Raw genomic sequence first — 23192 nt, 5'->3', positions numbered from 1 at the left:
TCACTATTAAAGATATTAGTACAGCCTTAGAGTAGGGGGCATGTCAACGCCTGCTTCGCCCCTCCCGCCGCCCCGCAGCGCCGCCGCGCTGGCCTGGCCCGCGGCGCTGGCCCTAGCCGCCGCCATGGGCATCGGCCGGTTCGCCTTCAGCCCGGTCTGGCCCGCCATGGCGCAGGAAGCCGGGCTGTCGCTGGCGCAGGGCAGCTGGCTGGCCTCGGCCAATTACGCCGGCTACCTGCTGGGCGCCCTGGCCGCCGTCGCCTGGCCGCCGCGGCGCCTGCGCGGCATGCTGGCCGCCAGCCTGCTGGCCGTGGCGGCGCTGACCCTGGCCATGCCCCTGTGGCCGGGAATGGCGGCCTGGTGCGCGCTGCGGCTGGCCGCGGGCTACGCCAGCGCCAGCGCCTTCATCTGCGTGGCGGCCTGGCGGCCCGTGCCGGCCGGCGACCCGCGCGAGGCGGGCGCTTCGGCCGTGGCCTATGCCGGCGTGGGCGCGGGCATCGCGCTCACCGGCCTGGCCTGCCTGGCCCTGACCGCGCTCGGCGCGGACGCGGACATGCTGTGGATCGCCCTGGGCGCCCTGGCGCTGGCGCTGTCGGCGGCGGCCTGGTCCGGCATGCGCCGCCGGGCCGCGCCCGTGGCGCCCACGCCCGCCGCCGCGGACGCCGCGCTGCCTGCCGGCATACCGGGGCTGGCCCTGCATTACGGCGTGTTCGGCGTGGGCTACATCATCCCCGCCACCTTCCTGCCCGTGATGGCCAAGCAGGCCATTGCGGACCCGGCCGTCTTCGGCTGGGCCTGGCCGCTGTTCGGGCTGGCCGCGGCGGCCTCCTGCCTGCTGGTCCCGCGGCTGGGGCGTGGACGCGACCACAGGCAGGTCTGGCGCGCCGCGCAGGCGCTGATGGCCCTGGGCATGCTGGCCGCGGCGCTGTGGCAGCACATCGCCGCCGTGATCCTGGCCGCGCTGCTGGTGGGCGGCACCTTCATGGTCATCACGCAGGCCGGCATGCTGGCCGCGCGGCGCGGCGCCGGCGCGGCCGCTCCGCGCGCGGCGGCCCTCATGACCGCCGCCTTCGCCGCCGGCCAGATACTGGGTCCGCTGCTGGCCGCGGCGGCCGCGCACTGGGGCGCGGGCCTGCCGCAAGTGCTGGGCGGCAGCGCGGCGCTGCTGGGCCTGTCGGCCTGGCGCCTGGGAAAAATCACGACAGACGACGGAAGTGCTGGGCATAATGCGGTCGGCCCGCAGGGCTGTTCCACAAGAAAGCATAAAGAGGAGTTCCCAGCATGAAACCGTTGCGTCCCCTGATCGCCGCCATCGCCGCCGTCGCCGCCCTGGGCAGCGCCGCCCAGGCCCAGCCGGCCGACTGGCCGAGCAAACCCATCACCATGATCGTGCCCTACGCGCCGGGCGGCTTCGCCGACACCCGCGTGCGCCTGCTGGCGCGCAAGCTCGGCGACTCGCTGGGCCAGCCCGTCGTGGTCGAGAACAAGGCGGGCGCGGGCGGCGTGGTCGGCACCAACCTGATCGCGCGCGCCGCCGCGGACGGCTACACCATCGGCACCGGCAACCTGGCGCCCATGGCCGTCAACCCGACCCTGATGAAGGACATGCCCTACGATCCGCAAAAGGACCTGGCGCCCATCGTCCTGATCGAAAACAGCCCGCTGGTGCTGAGCGTGAACAACGACCTGCCGGTCAAGACGCTGGCCGACCTGATCGCGCTGGCCAAGAAAGAGCCCGGCAAGCTGACCTTCGGCTCGTCCGGCGTGGGCGGCGCCCACCACCTGTCCGGCGAGATGTTCCGCGAGCAGGCCGGCATCGACATCATCCACGTGCCCTACAAGGGCGGCAGCCTGGCCGCCACCGACCTCATGGGCGGCCATATCTCGATGATGTTCGAAATGGGCTACTCGGCGCTGCCGGCCATCCAGGGCAAGAAGATCCACCCGATCGCCGTGACCTCGGCCAAGCGCCTGGCCGTGCTGCCCGACGTGCCCACCATGGCCGAATCGGGCCTGCCCGGCTTCGAGTCGTACAACTGGCAGGGCATCGTCGCCCCGGCCGGCACCCCGGCGCCCATCATCGCCAAGCTCAACGCCGAGTTCAACCGCATCCTGAAGGACGCCGACGTGCAGAAGGCCATCGCCGACACCGGCAGCCAGGCCGGCGGCGGCACGCCCGAGGAATTCGGCGCCTTCATCAAGAGCGAAACCGAGAAGTGGGCGAAAGTCATCAAGGCCGGAAACATCCAGCTTCAATAACCTTCCAGGAGTCCCCCCATGGCATCCCGACTGATTGATCTGCTCAAGCTGCTCCACCCCATCGTCCAGGCCCCCATGGCCGGCGGCGCCACCACGGTGGAGCTGGTGTCCGCGGCATCGGCGGCGGGAGCCCTGGGTTCGCTCGGGGCGGCCTACATGACGCCGGCCCAGATCGAGGCCGCGGCGCAGGCGATCCGCGCCCGCACGCCGCGGCCGTTCGCCATCAACCTGTTCGCCTCGGTGCCCGAGCAGCCCATGCGCGGCGACGCCGCCCGCATGCTGGCGCTGATGGCGCGCTACCACCAGCAGCTGGGCCTGGACGCGCCGGCCGCGCCCGAACCCCAGCCCGATCCGCTGGCCGAACAGATCCAGGCGGTGCTGCGGGCCCGCCCGGCGGTCTTCAGCTTCACCTTCGGCCGCATGCCGGCGGCGGCGCTGGCGCGCTGCCGCGAGCTCGGCATCCTGACCGTCGGCACCGCGACCACGGTGGCCGAAGCGGTGGCGCTGGAGCAGGACGGCGTGGACGCCGTGGTGGCCCAGGGCGCCGAGGCCGGCGGCCATCGCGGCACCTTCCTGGGCGGCTTCGAGGAATCGCTGATCGGCACCATGGCGCTGGTGCCGCAGGTGGCCGACGCCGTCTCGGTGCCGGTGATCGCCTCCGGCGGCATCATGGACGGACGCGGCATCGCCGCCGCGCTAGCGCTGGGCGCCGACCTGGCGCAAATGGGGACGGCCTTCCTGACCACCGAGGAATCCGGCATCGGCGAGGCCTACAAGGCGGCCCTGCCGGCGTCGCGCTCGGAACAGTCGCGCGTGACCCGGGCGTTTTCCGGGCGGCCGGCGCGCGGCATCGAGAACGCCTTCATGCGCGACGCCGAGGCCATCGCCGCCGACATCCTGCCGTATCCGCTGCAGAACGCGCTGACCCGACCCATGCGCACGGCCGGCGGCAAGGCGGGCAACCTCGACGTGCTGTCCCTGTGGGCCGGCCAGGGCGCGCCGCTGGCCCGCCGCGAAAGCACGGCGGACCTGATCGCCCGCCTGTCCCGGGAGACGGCGGCCGCCCAGGCGCGGCGCTAGGCAGGGATTGTTCCCCGAGTCGAAAACACTGTTCCACGAACAGCCTGTCGCGTTGTGATTGCTATGCGTCGGGCTACAATGGCGCCTCGCCGTCGGGAGCCAGGGCCTCGCTTTGTCTCCCGGTATCTGAGTAACAGGGCGCTTCCCGACGCCGCCTGTCTTGTCCGCGCCGGCCCCATGCTTCGCCAGACGTGTCGAACAGACAGCAAGGCAAGCTCCGCCGCCGAAATACGCTTTCGTTGCCCATGCCCGCTCAAACCAGCAGCACCCCGGAATTCGCCCTGCGCCTGGAAGGCGTGGCGCTCGGCTATGGCGACTTCACCGTGCTGCGCGACATTTCCATGGACGTGCGCGCCGGCCAGGTGGTCGCCATCATGGGCGGCTCGGGCTCGGGCAAGACCACGCTGCTGCGCGCGGCCACCGGCCAGCTCACCGCGCAGCGCGGCCGCGTGCTGGCCTTCGGCCAGGACATGGCCGGCGTCAGCCGCGCCGAACTGCAGTCGCTGCGCACCCGCATGGGCGTGCTGTTCCAGCAGGGCGCACTTTTCACCGACCTGAACGTCTTCGAGAACGTCGCCTTCCCGCTGCGCGAACACACCCGGCTGGCCGAGGCGGAAGTCACCGAACGCGTGCTGGACAAGCTCGACGCGGTGGGCCTGCGCGCCGCCGCGCACCTCAAGGTTTCCGAAATCTCCGGCGGCATGGCGCGGCGCGTGGCGCTGGCGCGCGCCGTGGTGCTGGAACCCGAACTGATTCTGTACGACGAACCGTTCGCCGGCCTGGACCCGATCTCGATGGGCATCACCGCCCGCCTGATCCGCAACCTGGCCGACCGCCTCGGCTGCGCTTCCGTGCTGATCACGCACGACGTGCAGGAATCCTTCGCCATCGCCGACCAGGTCTACCTGGTGGGCCAGGGCCGGCTGGCCGCCGCCGGCACCCCGCAGACGCTGGCGGCCTCGCAGGACCCCTACGTGCAGCAATTCCTCAAGGGAGAGCCCGACGGCCCGGTCGCTTTCCAGTACCCCGAAACGCCGGCTTTCCAGAAGTGGCTTTCGCAACAACAGAGGCGCAAGGCATGAGCGGATCGCGCAATCCCATCGGCGCGCTGGGCGGCTGGGTGCACGCCCAGGTGACCGGCATCGGCTACTTCACCCGCTTCGTCAACGCCTTGCTGGCGCGCAGCGGCATCGCCCTGTCGCGCCCCCGCCTGGTGTCGCAGCAGGTTCATTTCATCGGCAATTATTCGCTGCTCATCATCGCCGTGTCCGGCATGTTCGTGGGCTTCGTGCTGGGGCTGCAGGGCTATTACACGCTGAACCGCTACGGTTCCGAAGAAGCGCTCGGCCTGCTGGTGGCGCTGTCGCTGGTGCGCGAACTGGGCCCGGTCGTCACCGCGCTGCTGTTCGCCGGCCGCGCCGGCACCTCGCTGACCGCGGAAATCGGCCTCATGAAGGCCGGCGAGCAGCTCGCGGCCATGGAAGTCATGGCGGTGGACCCGATACGCCGGGTGCTGGTGCCGCGCCTGTGGGGCGGCGTCATCGCCATGCCCATCCTGGCCGCGGTGTTCTCCATGGTGGGCATCCTGGGCGGCTGGGTGGTGGGCGTGGTCCTGATCGGCGTGGACGCCGGCGCCTTCTGGTCGCAGATGCAAAACGGCGTGGACGTCCTGAAGGACGTGGCCAACGGCGTCATCAAGAGCCTGGTGTTCGGCGTCGCGGTCACGCTGGTCGCGCTTTACGAAGGCTGGCAGGCCAAGCCGACTCCCGAGGGCGTCGCCCGCGCCACCACGCGCACCGTGGTGGTGGGCTCGCTGGCGGTGCTGGGGCTGGACTTCCTGCTCACCGCCTTGATGTTTGGAAATTGAAACGGATCGATCATGTCACGCGAAAAAACCGACTTCTGGGTAGGGCTGTTCGTATTGCTGGGCGCGGTCGCGCTGGCTTTCCTGGCGTTGCGCGCCGGCAACTTGAGCACCTTTTCCTTCGCCCCGACCTATACGGTCACGGCCAACTTCGATAACGTAGGCGGCCTCAAGGTCCGCGCGCCCGTCAAGAGCGCGGGCGTGGTGGTGGGCCGCGTCGACGGCATTTCGTTCGACGACAAGACCTTCCAGGCGGTCGTATCGGTCAAGCTGGAAACGGCCTACCAGTTCCCCAAGGACTCGTCGGCCTCCATCCTGACCTCCGGCCTGCTGGGCGAGCAGTACCTGGGCCTGACGGCGGGCAGCGACGAGGAGAACTTCGCCGACGGCGGCAAGATCCGCTACACCCAGAGCGCCGTCGTGCTCGAACAGCTGATCAGCCAGTTCCTGTACGGATCGGCCGAGAAGCAGGGCACGAGTTCGCCGGAATCGGCCGCGCCCGCGCCAAATTGAAGACAATGAGAAAGACGCGGTAACAAGCCGCGCCCTAGCACGCAATATCATAAGAAATACCGAAACGGATGCCCTGATCATGAATAAGAAAGCGATTTCCCGGATTGCCACCGTCGCGGCGGCTGGCGCGCTGCTGGCGGGCTGCGCCGCGCCGCAGAACCCGGACCCCCGCGATCCCTGGGAAGGCATGAACCGCGGCATCTACAAGTTCAACGACACGGTCGACCGCGCGGTCTTCAAGCCGGTGGCGCAGGCCTACACCTACGTCACGCCGGAACCGGTGCGCAGCTGTGTGCACAACATCTTCAGCAACGTCGGCGACCTCTGGTCCGGCGCCAACAGTTTCCTGCAGGGCCGCGGCCACGATTTCGTCAACACGCTGGGCCGCTTCCTGTTCAACACCACCATGGGCGTGGGCGGCTGCTTCGACGTGGCCTCGGCCAACGGCGCGCGCCGCATCCCGAACGACTTCGGCACCACGCTCGGCGTCTGGGGCTTCGGCCAGGGCCCGTACCTGGTGCTGCCGTTCTTCGGCTCGTCCACCGTGCGCGACGGCGCCGGCCTGATCGGCGACTACGCCGGCACCACCTACGGCTACATGGGCGTGGACGCCATCGACAACGTGCGCCTGCGCAACTCGCTGTGGGGCCTGCGCATCGTCGACACGCGCGCCAGCCTGCTGGACGCGACCGACACGGTCGACCGCGTGGCGCTCGACCCGTACAGCTTCGTGCGCGACGCCTACCTGCAGCGCCGCGCCGCCATGGTGCTGGGCCACAAGGTGGACGACGAGTCCTCGCTGCCCAACTACGAAGACGACGAGGGCGAGGACGCCGCGGCGGCGCCTGCCGCCCCTGCCGCGGCCCCCGCGCCGCAACCCGCGGCCCAGTAAGGCCGCGCAACCGCGCCATCAGTACCTGTAAGGAGTCCCGATGCGAATTTCTTTTGTTTCCCTGCTGCAGCGCCTGGCCTTCGCGAGCCTGCTGGGCCTGGCCGCCGCCGGCGCGCAGGCCAAGCCCGACCCCAACGGCCCGCCCGAGCAGTTCGTGCTGGCCGCCGCCAACGAAACCCTGGACGTGCTCAAGGCCGACGGGGCGGTCAAGGCCGGCAACACGGCCCGCATCAACGAGGTCGTCAACCAGCACATCCTGCCCTACGTCGACTTCCAGAAGACCACCCGCCTGGCCGCCGGCCGCTACTGGCGCCAGGCCACCGCGCAGCAGAAGACCGCCCTGGCCGAAGCCTTCCGCGGCACGCTGGTGCGCACCTACAGCGGCGCGCTGACCCGCGTCACGCCCAGCACCACCGTGCGCACGCTGCCGTTTCGCGGCGACCCCAAGGCCGACGATGTGGTCGTGCGCACGCTCATCAGCCAGGCCAACGGCCAGCCGACCGGCGTCGACTACCGCCTGGAAAAGACCGCCCAGGGCTGGAAGATCTACGACATGAACGTCGAAGGCATCTGGCTGATCGAAAACTACCGCAACCAGTTCGCCCAGCAGATCAACCAGAACGGCATCGACGGCCTGATCCAGGCGCTGAACCAGCGCAACCAGTGATCCCGATGCAGGCTGGTCCGGCCCGGCGCGCCCTCAGGCCCGCCGGGCCGATTATTTCAGGGACAGATAAACCATCCGTCCCCACGCGCGCCGGGGCCATCCCCATATGCCGCGGCAGGGCGCTTATATAATGATCAATTCGCTCTTTTCGGGCCACTCCCTCCCGTCATGTCAGCCGTCTGTCTAGAAAACGTCTCCAAGATCTACTCGCCGCGCGCCAGCGGCTGGCGCAAGCTCCTCGGGCATGCGTCCGGATCGGGCTTCCAGGCCCTGGACAACGTCAGCCTCAACATCGAGCACGGCGAGTTCTTCGGCCTGCTCGGCCCCAACGGCGCCGGCAAGACCACCCTGATCTCCATCCTGGCCGGGCTGGCGCACGCCACCGCCGGGCGCGCCACGGTCTGTGGATACGACGTCGTGGCCGACTACAAGTCGGCACGGCGAGCCCTGGGCGTCGTGCCGCAGGAACTGGTCTACGACCCCTTCTTCACGGTGCGCGAGACCCTGCGCATCCAGTCCGGCTATTTCGGCCTGCGCAAGAACGACGACTGGATCGATGAAATCCTCTTCAACCTGGGGCTGGCGGACAAGGCCGATTCCAACATGCGGGCGCTGTCCGGCGGCATGAAGCGCCGCGTGCTGGTGGCGCAGGCGCTGGTGCACCGCCCCCCCGTGATCGTGCTCGACGAGCCGACCGCGGGCGTGGACGTGGACCTGCGCCGCACGCTGTGGGAGTTCATCTCGCGCCTGAACCGCGCCGGCCACACCATCATGCTGACCACCCACTACCTCGAAGAGGCCGAGGCCCTGTGCGGGCGCATCGCCATGCTCAAGGGCGGACGCATCGTGGCGCTGGACACCACCCAGGCCCTGCTGGCCCGCGTGGGCGGCGTGGACCTGGAAGACGCGTTCGTGCGCATCATGCACCAGGACGACCCCGCCGCCGCCCCGCAACCCGAAGAGATCCCGTCATGACCCAGCCCATCGCAAGCGCCGGCCAGCCGCTGGTGCAGCCCCGCCTGGACGCGGGCTCCGGCTTTCCCACCCTGCTGCGCAAGGAACTGCTGCGCTTCTGGAAGGTGAGCTTCCAGACTATCGCCGCGCCCGTCATCACGGCGCTGCTGTACCTGCTGGTGTTCGCCCACGTACTGGAAGGCCGCGTGATGGTGTACGGCAGCGTGCCCTACACCGCATTCCTGATCCCCGGGCTCATGATGATGAGCATGCTGCAGAACGCGTTCGCCAACCCCTCGTCCTCGCTCATCCAGAGCCGCATCACGGGAAACCTGGTGTTCATGCTGCTGCCGCCGCTGTCGCACCGCGACATCTTCGCGGCCTACGTGCTGGCGGCGATCGTGCGCGGCCTGGCCGTGGGCCTGTGCGTGTGGGTGGTGGCGCTGTTCTTCGTGTCGCTGGTGCCGGCCAACCCGCTGTGGCTGATCGTGTTCGCCGTGCTGGCCTGCGGCATCATGGGCGTGCTGGGCCTGATCGCCGGCCTATGGTCCGAGAAATTCGACCAGCTCGCGGCCTTCCAGAATTTCCTGATCATGCCGGCCACCTTCCTGTCCGGCGTATTCTATTCAATCCATACGCTCCCGGCCTTCTGGCAGGGCGTGTCCCACTGGAACCCCATCTTCTACACCATCGACGGTTTCCGCTACGGATTCTTCTCGGTGTCGGACGTCTCCCCCTGGCGCAGCCTGGCGGTGGTGACGGGGGTGTTCCTCGCGCTTACGCTTTACGCGCTGCGGCTCCTGGCCAGCGGCTACAAACTCAGGAACTGACGTCCATGCTTCCCACTCCCGCGCAAGTCCGCCAATACATCGCGGACGGCCTGCCCTGCGAACATCTCGACGTGCAGGGCGACGGCTCGCATTTCGACGCCGTCATCGTCAGCGCCGCCTTCGAAGGCAAGCGCCTGATCCAGCGCCACCAGCTGGTCTACGCCGCGCTGGGCGACCGCATGAAGGCCGAGATCCACGCGTTGTCGATGCGCACCCTGACGCCCGCCGAATACCAGCAAGCGGGCAAATAATGGACAAGCTACGCATCACCGGCGGCGCGCGCCTGCACGGCGAAGTCGCCGTCTCCGGCGCCAAGAATTCGGCCTTGCCCATCCTGTGCGCCGGCCTGCTGACGGCCGACGCGGTGACGCTGCGCAACGTGCCGCACCTGAACGACACCGGCACCATGCTGCGCCTGCTGGGCCGCATGGGCATGCGCGCCGAGCGCGGCGCCGACGCGACCGTGACGCTGCAGGCCAACCAGGTCGACAATCTCGAAGCGCCCTACGAACTGGTCAAGACCATGCGCGCCTCGATCCTGGTGCTGGGCCCGCTGCTGGCGCGCTTCGGCGAGGCCCGCGTCAGCCTGCCCGGCGGCTGCACCATCGGCCAGCGTCCTGTGGACCAGCACATCAAGGGCCTGGCCGCGCTGGGCGCCGAAATCAGCATCGAACACGGTTTCGTGGTGGCGCGCGCCAAGCGCCTGAAGGGCGCCACCGTGCGCACCGACATGGTCACCGTCACCGGCACCGAAAACCTGCTGATGGCCGCCGTGCTGGCCGAAGGCCGGACCGTGCTGGATAACGCCGCCTGCGAACCCGAAGTGGTCGACCTGGCCGAGCTGCTCATCAAGATGGGCGCGCGCATCCAGGGCCACGGCACCAGCCGCATCGTGATCGACGGCGTGGACCGGCTGCACGGCGCCGAACACCGCGTCATCTCCGACCGCATCGAGGCCGGCACCTTCCTGTGCGCGGTGGGCGCGGCCGGCGGCGACATCGTGCTGCGCAACACCGACCCCGGCATCCTCGGCGCCACGCTGGACAAGCTGGCCGAGGCCGGCCTGGCCATCGAGACCGGCCCCGACTGGATCCGCTGCGCCATGTCCTCGCGCCCGCGCGCCGTGGGCTTTCGCACGCAGGAATACCCCGGCTTCGCCACCGACATGCAGGCCCAGGTCATGGCCCTGAACGCCGTGGCCGAAGGCACCTCGGTCATCGTCGAAACCATCTTCGAGAACCGCTACATGCACGTGCAGGAACTGCGCCGCATGGGCGCCGACATCAGCATCGACGGCCACACCGCCATCGTGCGCGGCGTGCCGCGCCTGTCGGGCGCGACCGTCATGGCCACCGACCTGCGCGCCTCGGCCAGCCTGGTCATCGCCGGCCTGGCGGCCGAAGGCGAAACCCTGGTCGACCGCATCTACCACCTGGATCGCGGCTACGACCAGATGGAAGTGAAACTGCGCGCCCTGGGCGCGAACATCCAACGCGTTACCGGCAAGGAAACGGCATGAAAGAGGCCACGCCCGCCCCCCTGACCCTGGCCCTGTCCAAAGGGCGCATCTTCGAAGAGACCATGCCGCTGCTGGCCGAGGCCGGCATCGACGTGCCCGAGAATCCGGAAAGCTCGCGCAAGCTCATCCTCCCGACCAGCGATCCCGGCCTGCGCCTGATCATCGTGCGGGCCTCGGACGTGCCCACCTACGTGCAATACGGCGCGGCCGACCTGGGCATCGCGGGCAAGGACGTGCTCATCGAGCACGCCAAGGAACAGCCCGGCGGCCTGTACCAGCCGATCGACCTGAACATCGCCAAGTGCCGCCTGGCCGTGGCCGTGCGCAAGGGCTTCGACTACGAAGGCGCGGTGCACCAGGGCGCGCGCCTGCGCGTGGCCACCAAGTACGTGCATTCAGCCCGTGAACACTTTGCGTCCAAGGGCGTGTACGTCGACATCATCAAGCTGTATGGTTCGATGGAGCTGGCGCCGCTGGTCGGCCTGGCCGACTGCATCGTCGACCTGGTGTCCACCGGCGGCACGCTGCGCGCCAACGACCTGGTCGCCGTGGAAGACATCATGCCGATCTCCTCGCGCCTGATCGTGAACCAGGCGGCGCTCAAGACCCGCGGCGCGCGCCTGCAACCGCTGCTGGACGCCTTCGAAAGAGCCTCCGCCCGCAACGCCTGATTTCCGCCCGCCGCGACGCCGCGGCGGCCGCAACCCCGCCTGCCCCATGACGCCATGGCCCTGATCAATCGTCTCGATTCCCGCGATCCCGGATTCCAATCCGCCCTGTCCAAGCTGCTGGCCTTCGAGGCCACCGAGGACGAATCCATCGACCGCGCCGCCGCCGGCATCCTGGCGGACGTGCGCGCCCGCGGCGACGCCGCGCTGGTGGAATACACGCAGCGCTTCGACCGCATGCCCGGTGCGTCCGCCGCCACGCTGGAGATTCCCAAAGCCGACTGGCAGGCCGCGCTGGCCGCGCTGCCGGCCGCCCAGCGCGACGCGCTGCAGGCCGCCGCGGCCCGCGTGCGCAGCTACCACGAGCGCCAGCGCGCCGAGACCTGGACCTACACCGAAGCCGACGGCACCATGCTGGGCCAGCAGGTCACCCCGCTGGACCGCGTGGGCCTGTACGTGCCCGGCGGCAAGGCCGCCTATCCCTCGTCCGTGCTGATGAACGCCATCCCGGCCAAGGTCGCCGGCGTGCAGGAACTGGTCATGGTCACGCCCACGCCCGACGGCGCGCGCAACCCCATCGTGCTGGCCGCCGCCGCCATCGCCGGCGTGGACCGCGTGTTCGCCATCGGCGGCGCGCAGGCCGTGGGCGCGCTGGCCTACGGCACCGCCACCGTGCCGGCCGTAGACAAGATCGTCGGCCCCGGCAACGCCTATGTCGCCGCCGCCAAGCGCCGCGTGTTCGGCGTGGTCGGCATCGACATGATCGCCGGCCCCAGCGAAATCCTGGTCATCTGCGACGGCAAGACGCCGGCCGACTGGATCGCCATGGACCTGTTCTCGCAGGCCGAGCACGACGAACTCGCGCAGTCCATCCTGCTGTGCCCGGACGCCGCCTTCATCGACGAGGTCGAGGCCGCCATCGCGCGCCTGCTGCCCACCATGCCGCGCGCCGACATCCTGCGCGTCAGCCTGGCCAACCGCGGCGCGCTGATCCAGGTCCGCAGCTTCGAAGAGGCCTGCCGCATCGCCAACGACATCGCCCCCGAGCACCTCGAAATCTCCACCGAGCAGCCCGAGCAATGGACCGCGCAGATCCGCCACGCCGGCGCGATCTTCATGGGCCGCTTCAGCTCCGAGGCGCTGGGCGACTACTGCGCCGGCCCCAACCACGTGCTGCCGACCTCGCGCACCGCCCGCTTCTCGTCGCCGCTGGGCGTGTACGACTTCCAGAAGCGCTCCAGCCTGATCCAGGTCTCGCACCAGGGCGCCCAGACGCTGGGCCGCATCGCCGCCGAACTGGCGCTGGGCGAGGGCCTGCAGGCGCACGCCGCCAGCGCCCAGTACCGGATCGACCAGCCATGAGCCCGGCGGCAGGCGTCGCCGGCCGCATCGCCGGCACGGTCCGCGCGGACATCCGCGAACTGGCCGCCTACCCCGTGGCCCACGCCGAAGGCTGCATCAAGCTCGACGCCATGGAGTGCCCGTACGAGCTGCCGCCGCAAGTCCGCGACGACATCGCCCGCGCCGTGCGCGACACGCCGCTGAACCGCTATCCGGCGGCGGACCTGTCGGCCCTGCGGCAGGCCGTGAAAACGGCTTTCGGCGTGCCCGAGGCCGCCGGCCTGCTGTTCGGCAACGGCTCGGACGAGCTCATCCACCTCATCGTGCAGGCCTGCTGCAATCCCGGCGAGGCCGTGCTGTCGCCGTGGCCCTCGTTCGTGTATTTCGACATGGCCGCGCGCTTCGACCACGCCCGTTTCGTCGGCGTGCCGCTGACCGCCGACCTGGAGCTGGACCTGCCCGCGATGCTGGTCGCCATCGAAGCGCACCAGCCCAAGGTGGTGTTCCTGGCCGTGCCCAACAATCCCACCGGCGGCCTGTGGCCCGACGACGCGATCGCCGCCATCATCGCCGCCGCCCCCGGGCTGGTGGTGCTGGACGAGGCCTACCAGCCGTTCACCGACGCCACCTGGATGCCGCGGGTGCTGGACGCCCCCAACGTGCTCGTCATGCGCACGGTGTCCAAGATCGGCCTGGCCGGCCTGCGCTTCGGCTACCTGGCCGGCCACCCGGACTGGATCGCCGAACTGGACAAGGTCCGCCCGCCCTACAACCTGGACGTGCTGACCCAGGCCGCGCTGACCGCGGTACTGCGCCACAAGCCGGTGCTCGACGAGCAGGCCGCGCGCCTGCGCGCCGACCGCGAACCGCTGGCCGCGGCCCTGGCGGCGCTGCCCGGCGTGCGCGTGTTCCCGTCCGCGGGCAACTTCCTGCTTGTACGCTTTTCCGGCAAGCTGGACGGCAACGCCGTGCATCAAGCCCTGAAAACGCGCAAAATATTGATTCGCAACTTTTCCAACGCCCATCCGCTACTGGCCGACTGCCTGCGCATCTCGGTGGGCGCCCCGGCCGAAAACGCCGCCTTGCTCTGTGCCCTGCAAGAGATTCTGAGTGCTTAACATGCGTACCGCAGAAATCACCCGCAACACCAACGAAACCCGCATCCGCGTGGCCGTCAACCTCGACGGCACCGGCAAGCAGACGATCGACACCGGTGTGCCCTTCCTCGACCACATGCTGGACCAGATCGCGCGCCACGGCCTGATCGACCTCGACATCAAGGCCGAGGGCGACCTGCACATCGATGCGCACCACACGGTGGAAGACGTGGGCATCACGCTGGGCATGGCCATCGCCAAGGCCGCCGGCACCAAGGCCGGCCTGCGCCGCTACGGCCACGCCTACGTGCCGCTGGACGAAGCACTGTCGCGCGTGGTGGTGGACTTCTCCGGCCGCCCCGGCCTCGAATACCACATCCCGTTCACGCGCGCGCGCATCGGCGACTTCGACGTGGACCTCACCCGCGAATTCTTCCAGGGCCTGGTCAACCACGCCCTGATCACGCTGCACATCGACAACCTGCGCGGCTTCAACGCCCACCACCAGGCCGAAACCGTGTTCAAGGCCTGTGGCCGCGCGCTGCGCATGGCCCTGGAAGTCGATCCCCGCATGGGCGACGCCGTGCCCTCCACCAAGGGCGTGCTGTAACGTTCGCGATCCACCGCTCCAGGCAGAAAGAAGTGACCACTATCGCCATCGTCGACTACGGGATGGGCAATTTCCATTCCGTCGCGCGCGCCCTGAAATACGCCGCCCCCGACGCGGACATCCGCATCTGCAGCCAGCCCCAGGAAATCGCCGCGGCCGACCGCGTCGTGTTCCCCGGGCAAGGCGCCATGGCGGACTGCATGCGCACCCTCAATGAATCCGGCCTGCGCGAGGCCGTCGTGCGCGCCGCGCGCGAAAAGCCCCTGCTGGGCGTGTGCGTGGGCGAGCAGATGCTGTTCGAATCCAGCGAAGAAGGCGGCACGGCCTGCCTGGGGCTGTTTCCCGGCGTGGTGCGCCGCTTCGCCGGCCCGCGCTTCGCCGACCCGCTGCCCGGCGGCGACGAGGCCTGCCTGGCCGACGCCGGCGCCGCCGGCGCGGCCGGCACCGGGGCCGAACGCCTCAAGGTCCCGCACATGGGATGGAACAAAGTGCGCCAGACGCGCTCTCATCCTATCTGGGCCGGCATTCCGGACGAAACGCACTTCTATTTCGTCCATAGCTATTACGCCGACCCGGCGGACGCCGGCCTGACCGTCGGTGAAACCGATTATGGCCTTGCCTTTACCTGCGCAGTGGCGGCAGCTAACATTTTCGCGGTGCAGTTCCATCCCGAAAAGAGCGCCGAGCACGGTTTGCGCCTGTATCGCAATTTTGTAGACTGGCAGCCGTAGGCACTGGCCTGCGTCCGCCCGCCCATTCAACCCCTATATTTTCTCGCTGCCCACCATGCTGCTGATCCCCGCCATCGATCTCAAAGACGGGCGCTGCGTGCGCCTGCGCCAGGGTGACCTGGACGATGCAACGGTGTTCTCCGAAGACCCCGCCGCCATGGCCACCCGCTGGCTGGACCAAGGCGCCCGCCGCCTGCACCTGGTAGACCTGAACGGCGCCGTCGCCGGCAAGCCCAGGAACGAAGCGCCCATCAAGGCCATCCTGAACGCCGTCGGCGACGACATCCCGGTGCAGATCGGCGGCGGCATCCGCGATCTCGACACCATCGAGCGCTACCTCGACGCCGGCATTTCCTACGTCATCATCGGAACGGCCGCCGTCAAGAACCCCGGCTTCCTGCAGGACGCCTGCGGCGCCTTCCCCGGCCAGATCATCGTCGGCCTGGACGCGCGCGACGGCAAGATCGCCACCGACGGCTGGAGCAAGCTGACCCGCCACGACGTGCTCGACCTCGCCAAGAAGTTCGAGGACTACGGCTGCGAGGCCATCATCTACACCGACATCGGCCGTGACGGCATGCTCTCGGGCGTCAACGTCGAAGCCACGGTCCGCCTGGCCCAGCACGTGCGCATCCCCGTCTACGCCTCCGGCGGCATCGCCGGCATCCAGGACATCGAAGCCCTGTGCGCCGTCGAGGAAGAAGGCGTCGAAGGCGCCATCCTGGGCCGCAGCATCTACGAAGGCACGCTCGACTTCCAGTCGGCGCAGGCCCGCGCCGACGAACTGGCAAAATGACCGACTCCAGCAGCACCCCCGCGGGCAGCGCGCTGACCCGCCGCATCATCCCCTGCCTCGACGTCACGGCCGGCCGCGTCGTCAAGGGCGTGAACTTCGTCAACCTGGCCGACGCCGGCGACCCCGTCGAAATCGCGCGCCGCTACAACGAGCAGGGCGCCGACGAGCTCACCTTCCTGGACATCACCGCCACCAGCGACGGCCGCGATCTGATCCTGCCCATCATCGAGCAGGTGGCCTCGCAGGTCTTCATCCCGCTGACCGTGGGCGGCGGCGTGCGCCAGGTCTCCGACATCCAGCGCCTGCTCAACGCCGGCGCCGACAAGATCAGCATCAACAGCGCCGCGGTGGCCAACCCCGAACTGGTGCGCGCCGCGTCCGACTACCACGGCTCGCAATGCGTGGTGGTGGCGATCGACGCGCGCCGCGTGTCGGCGGCCGGCGAACCCGCGCGCTGGGAAGTCTTCACCCATGGCGGACGCAAGGCCACCGGCCTGGACGCCGTGGCCTGGGCCCGCCGCATGGCGGCCTACGGCGCCGGCGAGATCCTGCTGACCAGCATGGACCGCGACGGCACCAAGTCCGGCTTCGACCTGGAACTCACCCGCGCCGTCTCCGACGCCGTGCCGGTGCCGGTGATCGCCTCCGGCGGCGTGGGCTCGCTGCAGCACCTGGCCGACGGCGTCACCGCCGGCCGCGCCAGCGCGGTGCTGGCGGCCAGCATCTTCCATTTCGGCCAGCATACGGTCGGCGAGTGCAAACAGTTCATGGCTGGACTGGGTATCCCAGTCCGGCTGTAAGTACTCCCCCCGGAGCGCCTGCGGCGTTTGCTGGCAGAGGGCGGACACTCGCGCACCTGCAACAAGGTATTGCCGTAAGATTACAGTTCAGTTGCGCCACGCGCGATTATGGATAGACAGATGAGCAACGAACCCGCCTGGATCGCCGACGTCGTCTTCGACGGCGACGGCCTCATTCCCGCCATTGCGCAGGACGCCGACAACGGCCAGATCATGATGGTGGCCTGGATGAACCGCGAATCGCTGGCCGAGACCGCGGCCACCGGGCGCGCCGTTTACTGGTCGCGCTCGCGCCAGCGCCTGTGGCGCAAGGGCGAGGAATCCGGCCACGTGCAGGAAGTGCGCGAGCTGCGCCTGGACTGCGACGGCGACGTGATCCTGCTCAAGGTGCACCAGAAAGGCGGCATCGCCTGCCACACCGGGCGCGCCAGCTGCTTCTACCGCCGCCTGGAAGGCCAGGGCGTCCAGGCGTCCTGGATCACCGTGGACCCCGTGCTCAAAGACCCCGAACTGATCTACAAATGACCGACCAAGCCGCAAGCGCCGCCGAGATCCTGGCGCGCATCGCCGATACCCTGGCCACCCGCCGTCCCGAAAACGGCGGCGATCCCAAGGCGTCCTACGCCGCCAAGCTGCTGGCCAAGGGCCCCGACGCCTTCCTCAAGAAAATCGGCGAAGAAGCCACGGAGCTGGTCATGGCCGCCAAGGATGGCGTGCCCGACCGCATCGTCAGCGAAACCGCCGACCTGTGGTTCCACTGCCTGGTCGCGCTGACCCACTTCAACCTGCGCCCCGAAGACGTGCTGGCCGAACTGGCCCGCCGCGAAGGGCTGTCGGGCCTGGCGGAGAAGGCAAGCCGCCCGCAAGACTGATCACGGAAACCCGCAAAAATGAGCGATAACTGTATCTTCTGCAAGATCGCCACCGGCGATATCCCGTCCAAGAAAGTCTATGAAGACGAGGATTTCGTCGCCTTCCACGACATCAATCCGGCCGCGCCGGTACATTTATTGCTTATCCCTCGACGTCATGTCATATCCATGCAGGATATTACGGCCGAGGACGCAGGTTGGTTGGGTAGAATGATGTCATTGGCGCCGCGGCTAGCCGCGGAAAACGGTTGCAGTCCAGGCCCCGATGGCGGATTTCGCATCATGATCAACTCCGGCGTCGAAGGCGGCCAGGAAGTCCCGCATCTGCATTTCCACATCATCGGCGGCCCGCGCCCCTGGAAAGGTCGCGTGGCCCCCACCGCGTAATTCGGAGAAACATCATGGGTAGTTTCAGCATTTGGCACTGGTTGGTCGTTCTGGTCATCGTGGCGCTGATCTTCGGCACCAAGAAGCTGCGCAACATCGGCTCGGACCTGGGCGGCGCCGTCAAGGGATTCAAGGAAGGCATGAAGGAAGCCAACGGCGACAAGCCGGCCGAGCCCATCGCTCAGCAGCGCGTCTCCGGCGACACCATCGACGTGCAGGCCAAGGAAAAATCCAACTCCTGAACCTCCGCCTGTCTCCCGGGCCCGTCCTGACCGGGCCGGCCCTCATCGCATCAACTTCCTAGCGGCCGTCGAATGTTTGATGTCAGCCTCACTGAACTGATGGTGATCGGCGTCGTCGCCCTGATCGTCATCGGACCCGAACGCCTGCCCAAGGTGGCCCGCACCGTCGGCCACCTGCTCGGGCGCGCGCAGCGTTACGTCAACGACGTGAAGTCCGATATCCAGCGCGAGATCGAGCTCGACGAGCTGCGCAAGTTCAAAAGCGAAATGGAAGACGCCGCCCAGGGCGTGCAGAAATCCCTGAACGAGACCCAGGCCTCGCTGCAGGAGCCGGTGCAGCAGTTCCGCGCCGAGCTCGACGAAGTCGCCCGCGCCGCCAGCGGCAAGGCCGACGCGCCGGCCGAGCCCGAACGCAGCATCGCCCCGCCCGGCCAGAACCACAGCCTGGACCTGGATCTTCCTCCGGCGGCCGAGCCCGCTCCGGCCGCAGCCCCGCAACCCGCCCCGGCGCCCAGCGCGCCCAAGGCTGACGAGGCCAAGCCCGTCTTGCCCTCCGGAACTCCGACGTGACCCAGGACGCCTCCCAAGAAGAAGGCCAGCAGGAGACCTTCATCTCCCACCTGGTCGAGCTGCGCACCCGGCTGCTGCGCGCCGTGGCCGCCGTGATCTGCGTGTTCATCGTGCTTTTCATCTACCCCGGCGCATCGGCCATCTACGACGTGCTGGCCCAGCCCATGCTGGCCTCGCTGCCGGAAGGCACGCGCATGATCGCCACCGGCGTGATCACGCCGTTCATGGTGCCCGTCAAGGTCACCCTGATGGCCTCGTTCATCCTGGCGCTGCCGGTGGTGCTGTACCAGGCCTGGGCCTTCGTGGCCCCGGGGCTGTACAAGCACGAAAAGCGCCTGGCGCTGCCGCTCATCGTCTCCAGCACCTTCCTGTTCATCGCGGGCATGGCGTTCTGCTATTTCGTGGTGTTCCGCACAGTGTTCCACTTCATCGCCACCTTCGCGCCGCAATCGATCACGCCGGCGCCGGACATCGAGGCCTATCTCAGCTTCGTCATGACCATGTTCATGGCGTTCGGCATCACCTTCGAAGTGCCCGTGGCCGTCGTGCTGCTGGTGAAGATGGGCGTGGTCGAACTATCCAAGCTGAAGTCCGCCCGCGGCTACGTGGTGGTGGGCGCCTTCGTCATCGCCGCGGTGGTCACCCCGCCCGACGTGGTCAGCCAGTTCATGCTGGCCGTGCCGCTGTGCCTGCTTTACGAGGTCGGCCTGATCTGCGCCCGCATGGTCACACCCAAACCGGACGAGGCCGACGAAGCAGCCTCCGGCTCCCTGACCGAACGCCAATAAGCCGCCCGCACGGTCCCGCAGCCATGCAGGACCGTTTCACGTTGTAGGCCCATGGCTGCAATCCTAGATTGCAGCCATGTCACTTTCCCAACGCCTGTACACCCTGATGCGGTGGCGCGGCATCAAAAGCCAGAGCCAACTGGCGCGCATCTCCGGCGTGCCGCAGTCCTGCATCCACCGCATCCTCACCCGCCGCGACGGTTATTCGCCGTCGCGCGCCACCTTGCTGCGGCTGGCCCGCGCGCTCGATACCTGCGTGCCCTGGCTGACCGACGGCGTAATGCCCGGCGCGGACGCATCCGGCTGCCCCGGCGCGGGGCCGGAAGACCAAGCCGACGGCTACGACGCCGAAATCCGCGCGCTGCTGCGCCAGCAGCCGCCCGCCACCAAGAAAGCCGTGCTCATGGCGCTGCGCCTGATGCTCAAGACCCGCGCGTACTAGCGCGGCTTGCCCGGCCGCGTGCCCACCACCAGCGCCAGTTCCGCCGCCTTGCCGCCGCGCAGGATGCCCAGCGTGGCGCGCTGGCCCGGCGGCAGCTGGGCGATCTCGGAGAGCAGGCCGGCGGTGTCGGCCACGCGCTTGCCGTTGACCGACTGCACGATGTCGCCCACCCGCAGCCCGCCGCGCGCGGCCGGCCCGTCGCGCATCACGCCGGCGATGATCACGCCCGTCGTGTCGCGGTCCAGTTCGAACGCGCGCGCCAGCTCCGGCGTCACGTCCTGCGGTTCCACGCCAAGCCAGCCGCGCTTGACCCCGCCGGTCTTGACGATCTCGTCCATGACCTTGCGCGCGATCTCGATGGGCGTGGCGAAGCCGATGCCCATCGAGCCCCCGGACTCGGAATAGATGGCGGTATTGATGCCGACCAGATTGCCCGCCGCGTCGATCAGCGCGCCGCCCGAATTGCCCGGATTGATGGCCGCGTCGGTCTGGATGAAATGCTCGTACGTATTGATTCCCAGGCCGTTGCGGCCCAGCGCCGACACGATGCCCAGCGTGGTGGTCTGCCCCACGCCGAACGGATTGCCGATGGCCAGCACCACGTCGCCCACGCGCAGGCCGCGGTCCGGCGCCAGCGTGGCCGCCGGCAGCGATCGCAGCGTGGCCAGACGCAACACCGCCAGGTCGGTGTCCGGGTCCGCGCCCACCACCTTGGCGACGTCGCGGCGGCCGTCGCTCAGGGCCACCTCGATCGCGTCGGCCGCCTGCACCACGTGGTAATTGGTCAGCACATAGCCGTCCTGGTTGACGATCACGCCCGAACCCAGGCTGGTCGAGGCCTGCCGCCGGGTCACGCCCGGCATCTGGCCGAACAGCTGGCGCAGCACCGGATCGTCGGGCAGCGGAATCAGCGGCACGTTCACGTGCTTGGTGGTGTATACGTTGACCACGGACGGCGCGGCGCGCGCCACCCCGTCGGCGTAGGACGCCACCGCCGGCGCGCGCGCGGCGGGCATGCCGCCCGCGGCGCTGGCCTGCCGCCCTCCCGCGGCCGGCCCGGCAAGCTGCAGCAGGTCGGGCCGCAAGGTCGTGACGACGAATAGAATACCCAGGCAGACCGTGACGGCCTGAGCGAATATCAGCCAATATCGGCGCATGTTTCTGATAGGACTAGCAATGAGTAAAGTGGACTCCCAGGTCCTGGCCAGCTGGCTGGACGACACCCTGCAGGCGGCGCGCTTCAAAGACTACTGTCCCAACGGGCTGCAGGTGGAAGGCCGATCCGGAATCGGACACATTATCGCCGGAGTGACGGCCAGCGAAGCCCTGCTGCGCGTCGCCGTCGAACGCGGCGCCGACGCGGTGCTGGTGCATCACGGCTGGATGTGGCGCAACGAGGACCGCCGCGTCATCGGCACGCGCCGCACCCGCATGGCGCTGGCCCTGAAGAACGACCTCAACCTGTACGCCTATCACCTGCCGCTGGACGCGCACCCGACGCTGGGCAACAACGCGCAACTGGCCCGCGTGCTGGGCCTGGCCCCGTCGCTGCGCGACGACGGCTCGCCGCAGACCTGCGGGCCGGACAATCTGGTGTGGCTGGGCGAGGCCGGCGGCCTGAAGACGCTCGGCGAGCTGGGCGAGCGCGTCGCCCAACGCCTGGGCCGCCAGCCCTTGGTGGTGGGCGACCCCAAGCAGCCGCTGGCGCGGATCGCCTGGTGCACCGGCGGCGCCCAGGGCATGCTGGCCGACGCCGTGGACGCGGGCGCCAGCGCCTACATCACCGGCGAAGTGTCGGAATCGACCGTGCACCTGGCGCGCGAGACCGGCGTGGGCTTCATCGCCGCCGGCCACCACGCCACCGAACGCTACGGCGTGCAGGCGCTGGGCCAGGCGGTGGCGGAGCGTTTCGGCATCAAAGTCGAATTCGTCGATATCGACAACCCGGCGTAAGACGGCCCCCACGCCGCCGGGCTGCCCCGCCTTGGGACGGCCCGGCGGCGGGGCCAAAAAAAGCGCCCCGCAGGGCGCTTTTTCATTACTTCTTGAGCAGATCGCGGATTTCGCGCAACAGCGCCACGTCCTCCGGCGTCGCAGCCGGTGCGGCCGGCGCTTCCTCGGCCTTGGTGCGGGCCTTGTAGATGGCCTTGACCATCCAGAAGATCACGAAGGCCAGCAACACGAAGTTGATGATGATCGTGACGAAGTTGCCCCACGCGAAAACGTTGGCGCCTGCCTTGGTCAGGTCGGCGTACGTCATCGGGCCGTTGTAGCCATCCGGCATCGACAGGACCAGGAACTTGTTTGAAAAATCGACCGAACCGCCAAGCACGAAATTAACCAGCGGCATGACGATGTCCTTGACCAGCGAGTCGACGATCTTGCCGAACGCCGCACCGATGATGACACCGACCGCCAGGTCTACTGCATTCCCTTTTACCGCGAAATCTCGAAATTCTTTGACGAAACCAGTCGCTTTGCTCATAAAAGCACTCCCTTCGTGATACGCCCCCCAGTGGGCTGGCGCTATAATACGCGGTTGCTATGTTGTTACATATTCCCGCGAAGCCGATGCCGCAGAAGTGATGCTACTCGTAGAGCGGGCGCATCAACAAGGATAGGAAGATGAGTCAGGATACGCTGGTGCATGATGATGACGGTGCGGTTGATCCAAATCTGCCGCCCGATCCTTCGCGACGTTTCTGGGTAACCACCGCCTGTGCTGTGGGTGGCGTAGCAGGTGTCGCTACGGCAATACCGTTGGTAAGCACGTTTTCCCCTTCTGAAAAGGCCCGCGCGGCCGGCGCGCCCGTGGAAGTCGACATCGGCGACATTCCCGTCGGCGCCATGAAAACGGTCGAATGGCGCGGCAAGCCCGTCTGGATCATTCACCGTTCGCCCGAACAGATCGCCGGCCTCAAGAGCCAGGACGCCCTGCTGGCCGATCCTGATTCCAAGCGGCCCGGCTTCACCCCCGCCTACGCCGAAAACGAGGGCCGCTCGCGCAAGCCCGAGATCTTCGTCTGCGTCGGCATCTGCACTCATCTGGGCTGCTCGCCCACCGCGCACTTCGAAACGGGCGGCGGTGGAGGCATGGGCGCCAACTGGCAAGGCGGCTTCCTGTGCCCCTGCCACGGCTCCACGTTCGACCTGGCCGGCCGGGTCTACAAGAACAAGCCCGCCCCCGACAACCTCGAAGTTCCGCCGTACCAATATCTCAGCGACACCCGCATCATCGTGGGCGTCGACGAGGACAACAAGGCCTGACGC

Annotated in this window: 30 protein-coding genes; 28 read left to right on the top strand and 2 right to left on the bottom strand. The window is 68.6% G+C overall.

Going from position 1 to position 23192, the window contains the following annotated elements:
* Nucleotides 1-40 precede the first annotated feature (40 nt).
* The 26 genes from C1I89_RS12180 to C1I89_RS12055 all read left to right on the top strand — a co-directional run bounded on the left by C1I89_RS12180 (nucleotide 41) and on the right by C1I89_RS12055 (nucleotide 19922).
* A complete protein-coding gene (locus tag C1I89_RS12180; protein WP_102773045.1) occupies nucleotides 41-1285 on the top strand; it encodes a YbfB/YjiJ family MFS transporter in 1245 nt (414 codons plus the stop codon).
* Complete coding sequence (locus C1I89_RS12175; protein ID WP_102773043.1) at nucleotides 1282-2259, top strand: Bug family tripartite tricarboxylate transporter substrate binding protein; 978 nt, start codon at nucleotides 1282-1284, stop codon at nucleotides 2257-2259. The genes C1I89_RS12180 and C1I89_RS12175 overlap by 4 nt, the downstream gene beginning before the upstream one ends.
* 18 nt (nucleotides 2260-2277) lie before the next feature.
* Nucleotides 2278-3339, top strand: coding sequence for an NAD(P)H-dependent flavin oxidoreductase (locus C1I89_RS12170; RefSeq protein WP_102773042.1), 1062 nt, complete (start codon nucleotides 2278-2280; stop codon nucleotides 3337-3339).
* Nucleotides 3340-3584: 245 nt separating this feature from the next.
* Entirely contained in the window at nucleotides 3585-4421 is an 837-nt protein-coding gene (locus C1I89_RS12165; protein WP_102773040.1) for an ABC transporter ATP-binding protein, read from the top strand.
* Nucleotides 4418-5206, top strand: a complete 789-nt coding sequence (gene mlaE, locus C1I89_RS12160) for a lipid asymmetry maintenance ABC transporter permease subunit MlaE (RefSeq protein WP_102773038.1) — start codon at nucleotides 4418-4420, stop codon at nucleotides 5204-5206. The genes C1I89_RS12165 and mlaE overlap by 4 nt, the downstream gene beginning before the upstream one ends.
* Before the next feature lie 12 nt (nucleotides 5207-5218).
* Complete coding sequence (gene mlaD, locus C1I89_RS12155) at nucleotides 5219-5716, top strand: outer membrane lipid asymmetry maintenance protein MlaD (RefSeq protein ID WP_102773037.1); 498 nt, start codon at nucleotides 5219-5221, stop codon at nucleotides 5714-5716.
* A gap of 79 nt (nucleotides 5717-5795) precedes the next feature.
* Nucleotides 5796-6608 carry an MlaA family lipoprotein gene (locus C1I89_RS12150; RefSeq protein ID WP_102773036.1) on the top strand — a complete coding sequence of 271 codons (813 nt, stop codon included), beginning with the start codon at nucleotides 5796-5798 and terminating at the stop codon, nucleotides 6606-6608.
* Nucleotides 6609-6648: 40 nt separating this feature from the next.
* Nucleotides 6649-7275 (top strand): MlaC/ttg2D family ABC transporter substrate-binding protein, encoded by a 627-nt coding sequence (locus tag C1I89_RS12145; protein ID WP_102773035.1) that lies wholly within the window; start codon nucleotides 6649-6651, stop codon nucleotides 7273-7275.
* Nucleotides 7276-7443: 168 nt separating this feature from the next.
* Nucleotides 7444-8250: an ABC transporter ATP-binding protein gene (locus C1I89_RS12140; RefSeq protein WP_102773034.1), complete on the top strand. Its 807-nt coding sequence runs from the start codon at nucleotides 7444-7446 to the stop codon at nucleotides 8248-8250.
* Entirely contained in the window at nucleotides 8247-9059 is an 813-nt protein-coding gene (locus tag C1I89_RS12135; RefSeq protein ID WP_102773032.1) for an ABC transporter permease, read from the top strand. The genes C1I89_RS12140 and C1I89_RS12135 overlap by 4 nt, the downstream gene beginning before the upstream one ends.
* A 5-nt stretch (nucleotides 9060-9064) precedes the next feature.
* Nucleotides 9065-9310: a BolA family protein gene (locus C1I89_RS12130; RefSeq protein ID WP_059376809.1), complete on the top strand. Its 246-nt coding sequence runs from the start codon at nucleotides 9065-9067 to the stop codon at nucleotides 9308-9310.
* Nucleotides 9310-10578: a UDP-N-acetylglucosamine 1-carboxyvinyltransferase gene (gene murA / locus C1I89_RS12125; RefSeq protein WP_102773031.1), complete on the top strand. Its 1269-nt coding sequence runs from the start codon at nucleotides 9310-9312 to the stop codon at nucleotides 10576-10578. Before C1I89_RS12130 ends, murA begins: the two co-directional genes overlap by 1 nt.
* Nucleotides 10575-11249, top strand: a complete 675-nt coding sequence (gene hisG, locus C1I89_RS12120; RefSeq protein WP_102773029.1) for an ATP phosphoribosyltransferase — start codon at nucleotides 10575-10577, stop codon at nucleotides 11247-11249. Before murA ends, hisG begins: the two co-directional genes overlap by 4 nt.
* Before the next feature lie 54 nt (nucleotides 11250-11303).
* Nucleotides 11304-12608, top strand: a complete 1305-nt coding sequence (gene hisD / locus C1I89_RS12115; protein ID WP_102773028.1) for a histidinol dehydrogenase — start codon at nucleotides 11304-11306, stop codon at nucleotides 12606-12608.
* Nucleotides 12605-13705, top strand: a complete 1101-nt coding sequence (gene hisC, locus C1I89_RS12110; protein WP_102773027.1) for a histidinol-phosphate transaminase — start codon at nucleotides 12605-12607, stop codon at nucleotides 13703-13705. The genes hisD and hisC overlap by 4 nt, the downstream gene beginning before the upstream one ends.
* Nucleotide 13706: 1 nt before the next feature.
* Nucleotides 13707-14294, top strand: a complete 588-nt coding sequence (hisB, locus tag C1I89_RS12105) for an imidazoleglycerol-phosphate dehydratase HisB (RefSeq protein WP_102773026.1) — start codon at nucleotides 13707-13709, stop codon at nucleotides 14292-14294.
* 32 nt (nucleotides 14295-14326) lie between these two features.
* On the top strand, nucleotides 14327-15025 hold the full coding sequence (locus C1I89_RS12100; protein ID WP_102773025.1) for an imidazole glycerol phosphate synthase subunit HisH: 699 nt from the start codon (nucleotides 14327-14329) through the stop codon (nucleotides 15023-15025).
* A gap of 55 nt (nucleotides 15026-15080) precedes the next feature.
* Entirely contained in the window at nucleotides 15081-15821 is a 741-nt protein-coding gene (hisA, locus tag C1I89_RS12095; RefSeq protein ID WP_102773024.1) for a 1-(5-phosphoribosyl)-5-[(5-phosphoribosylamino)methylideneamino]imidazole-4-carboxamide isomerase, read from the top strand.
* Nucleotides 15818-16621: an imidazole glycerol phosphate synthase subunit HisF gene (gene hisF / locus C1I89_RS12090; protein WP_102773023.1), complete on the top strand. Its 804-nt coding sequence runs from the start codon at nucleotides 15818-15820 to the stop codon at nucleotides 16619-16621. Before hisA ends, hisF begins: the two co-directional genes overlap by 4 nt.
* 120 nt (nucleotides 16622-16741) lie before the next feature.
* Nucleotides 16742-17146 (top strand): phosphoribosyl-AMP cyclohydrolase, encoded by a 405-nt coding sequence (gene hisI / locus C1I89_RS12085; protein WP_102773022.1) that lies wholly within the window; start codon nucleotides 16742-16744, stop codon nucleotides 17144-17146.
* Nucleotides 17143-17493, top strand: a complete 351-nt coding sequence (locus C1I89_RS12080) for a phosphoribosyl-ATP diphosphatase (protein WP_102773021.1) — start codon at nucleotides 17143-17145, stop codon at nucleotides 17491-17493. The genes hisI and C1I89_RS12080 overlap by 4 nt, the downstream gene beginning before the upstream one ends.
* An 18-nt stretch (nucleotides 17494-17511) precedes the next feature.
* On the top strand, nucleotides 17512-17880 hold the full coding sequence (locus C1I89_RS12075; protein ID WP_102773020.1) for a histidine triad nucleotide-binding protein: 369 nt from the start codon (nucleotides 17512-17514) through the stop codon (nucleotides 17878-17880).
* A 14-nt stretch (nucleotides 17881-17894) separates the two neighbouring features.
* Nucleotides 17895-18122 carry a Sec-independent protein translocase subunit TatA gene (tatA, locus tag C1I89_RS12070; protein ID WP_102773019.1) on the top strand — a complete coding sequence of 76 codons (228 nt, stop codon included), beginning with the start codon at nucleotides 17895-17897 and terminating at the stop codon, nucleotides 18120-18122.
* A gap of 72 nt (nucleotides 18123-18194) precedes the next feature.
* Nucleotides 18195-18692 (top strand): Sec-independent protein translocase protein TatB, encoded by a 498-nt coding sequence (gene tatB / locus C1I89_RS12065; protein WP_102773018.1) that lies wholly within the window; start codon nucleotides 18195-18197, stop codon nucleotides 18690-18692.
* On the top strand, nucleotides 18689-19480 hold the full coding sequence (tatC, locus tag C1I89_RS12060) for a twin-arginine translocase subunit TatC (protein WP_102773017.1): 792 nt from the start codon (nucleotides 18689-18691) through the stop codon (nucleotides 19478-19480). The genes tatB and tatC overlap by 4 nt, the downstream gene beginning before the upstream one ends.
* Nucleotides 19481-19556: 76 nt before the next feature.
* A complete protein-coding gene (locus tag C1I89_RS12055) occupies nucleotides 19557-19922 on the top strand; it encodes a helix-turn-helix transcriptional regulator (protein WP_102773016.1) in 366 nt (121 codons plus the stop codon).
* Here C1I89_RS12055 and C1I89_RS12050 read toward each other — a convergent pair.
* Entirely contained in the window at nucleotides 19919-21079 is a 1161-nt protein-coding gene (locus C1I89_RS12050; protein ID WP_102773015.1) for a trypsin-like peptidase domain-containing protein, read from the bottom strand. The genes C1I89_RS12055 and C1I89_RS12050 overlap by 4 nt on opposite strands.
* A gap of 19 nt (nucleotides 21080-21098) precedes the next feature.
* On the opposite strand from C1I89_RS12050, the gene C1I89_RS12045 reads away from it, so the two are divergent.
* Complete coding sequence (locus C1I89_RS12045; RefSeq protein ID WP_102773014.1) at nucleotides 21099-21875, top strand: Nif3-like dinuclear metal center hexameric protein; 777 nt, start codon at nucleotides 21099-21101, stop codon at nucleotides 21873-21875.
* 85 nt (nucleotides 21876-21960) lie between these two features.
* Here C1I89_RS12045 and mscL read toward each other — a convergent pair whose 3' ends face one another.
* On the bottom strand, nucleotides 21961-22407 hold the full coding sequence (gene mscL, locus C1I89_RS12040; protein WP_102773013.1) for a large conductance mechanosensitive channel protein MscL: 447 nt from the start codon (nucleotides 22405-22407) through the stop codon (nucleotides 21961-21963).
* Between the two features lie 140 nt (nucleotides 22408-22547).
* Between mscL and petA the strand changes: the two genes are divergently transcribed.
* Nucleotides 22548-23189, top strand: a complete 642-nt coding sequence (gene petA, locus C1I89_RS12035) for a ubiquinol-cytochrome c reductase iron-sulfur subunit (RefSeq protein ID WP_102773012.1) — start codon at nucleotides 22548-22550, stop codon at nucleotides 23187-23189.
* The last annotated feature ends 3 nt before the right edge of the window (nucleotides 23190-23192 follow it).

It is taken from the genome of Achromobacter pulmonis, assembly GCF_002885955.2.
GTDB lineage: Bacteria > Pseudomonadota > Gammaproteobacteria > Burkholderiales > Burkholderiaceae_B > Achromobacter > Achromobacter pulmonis_A.
This window is presented reverse-complemented; position numbering and strand designations above follow the sequence as displayed.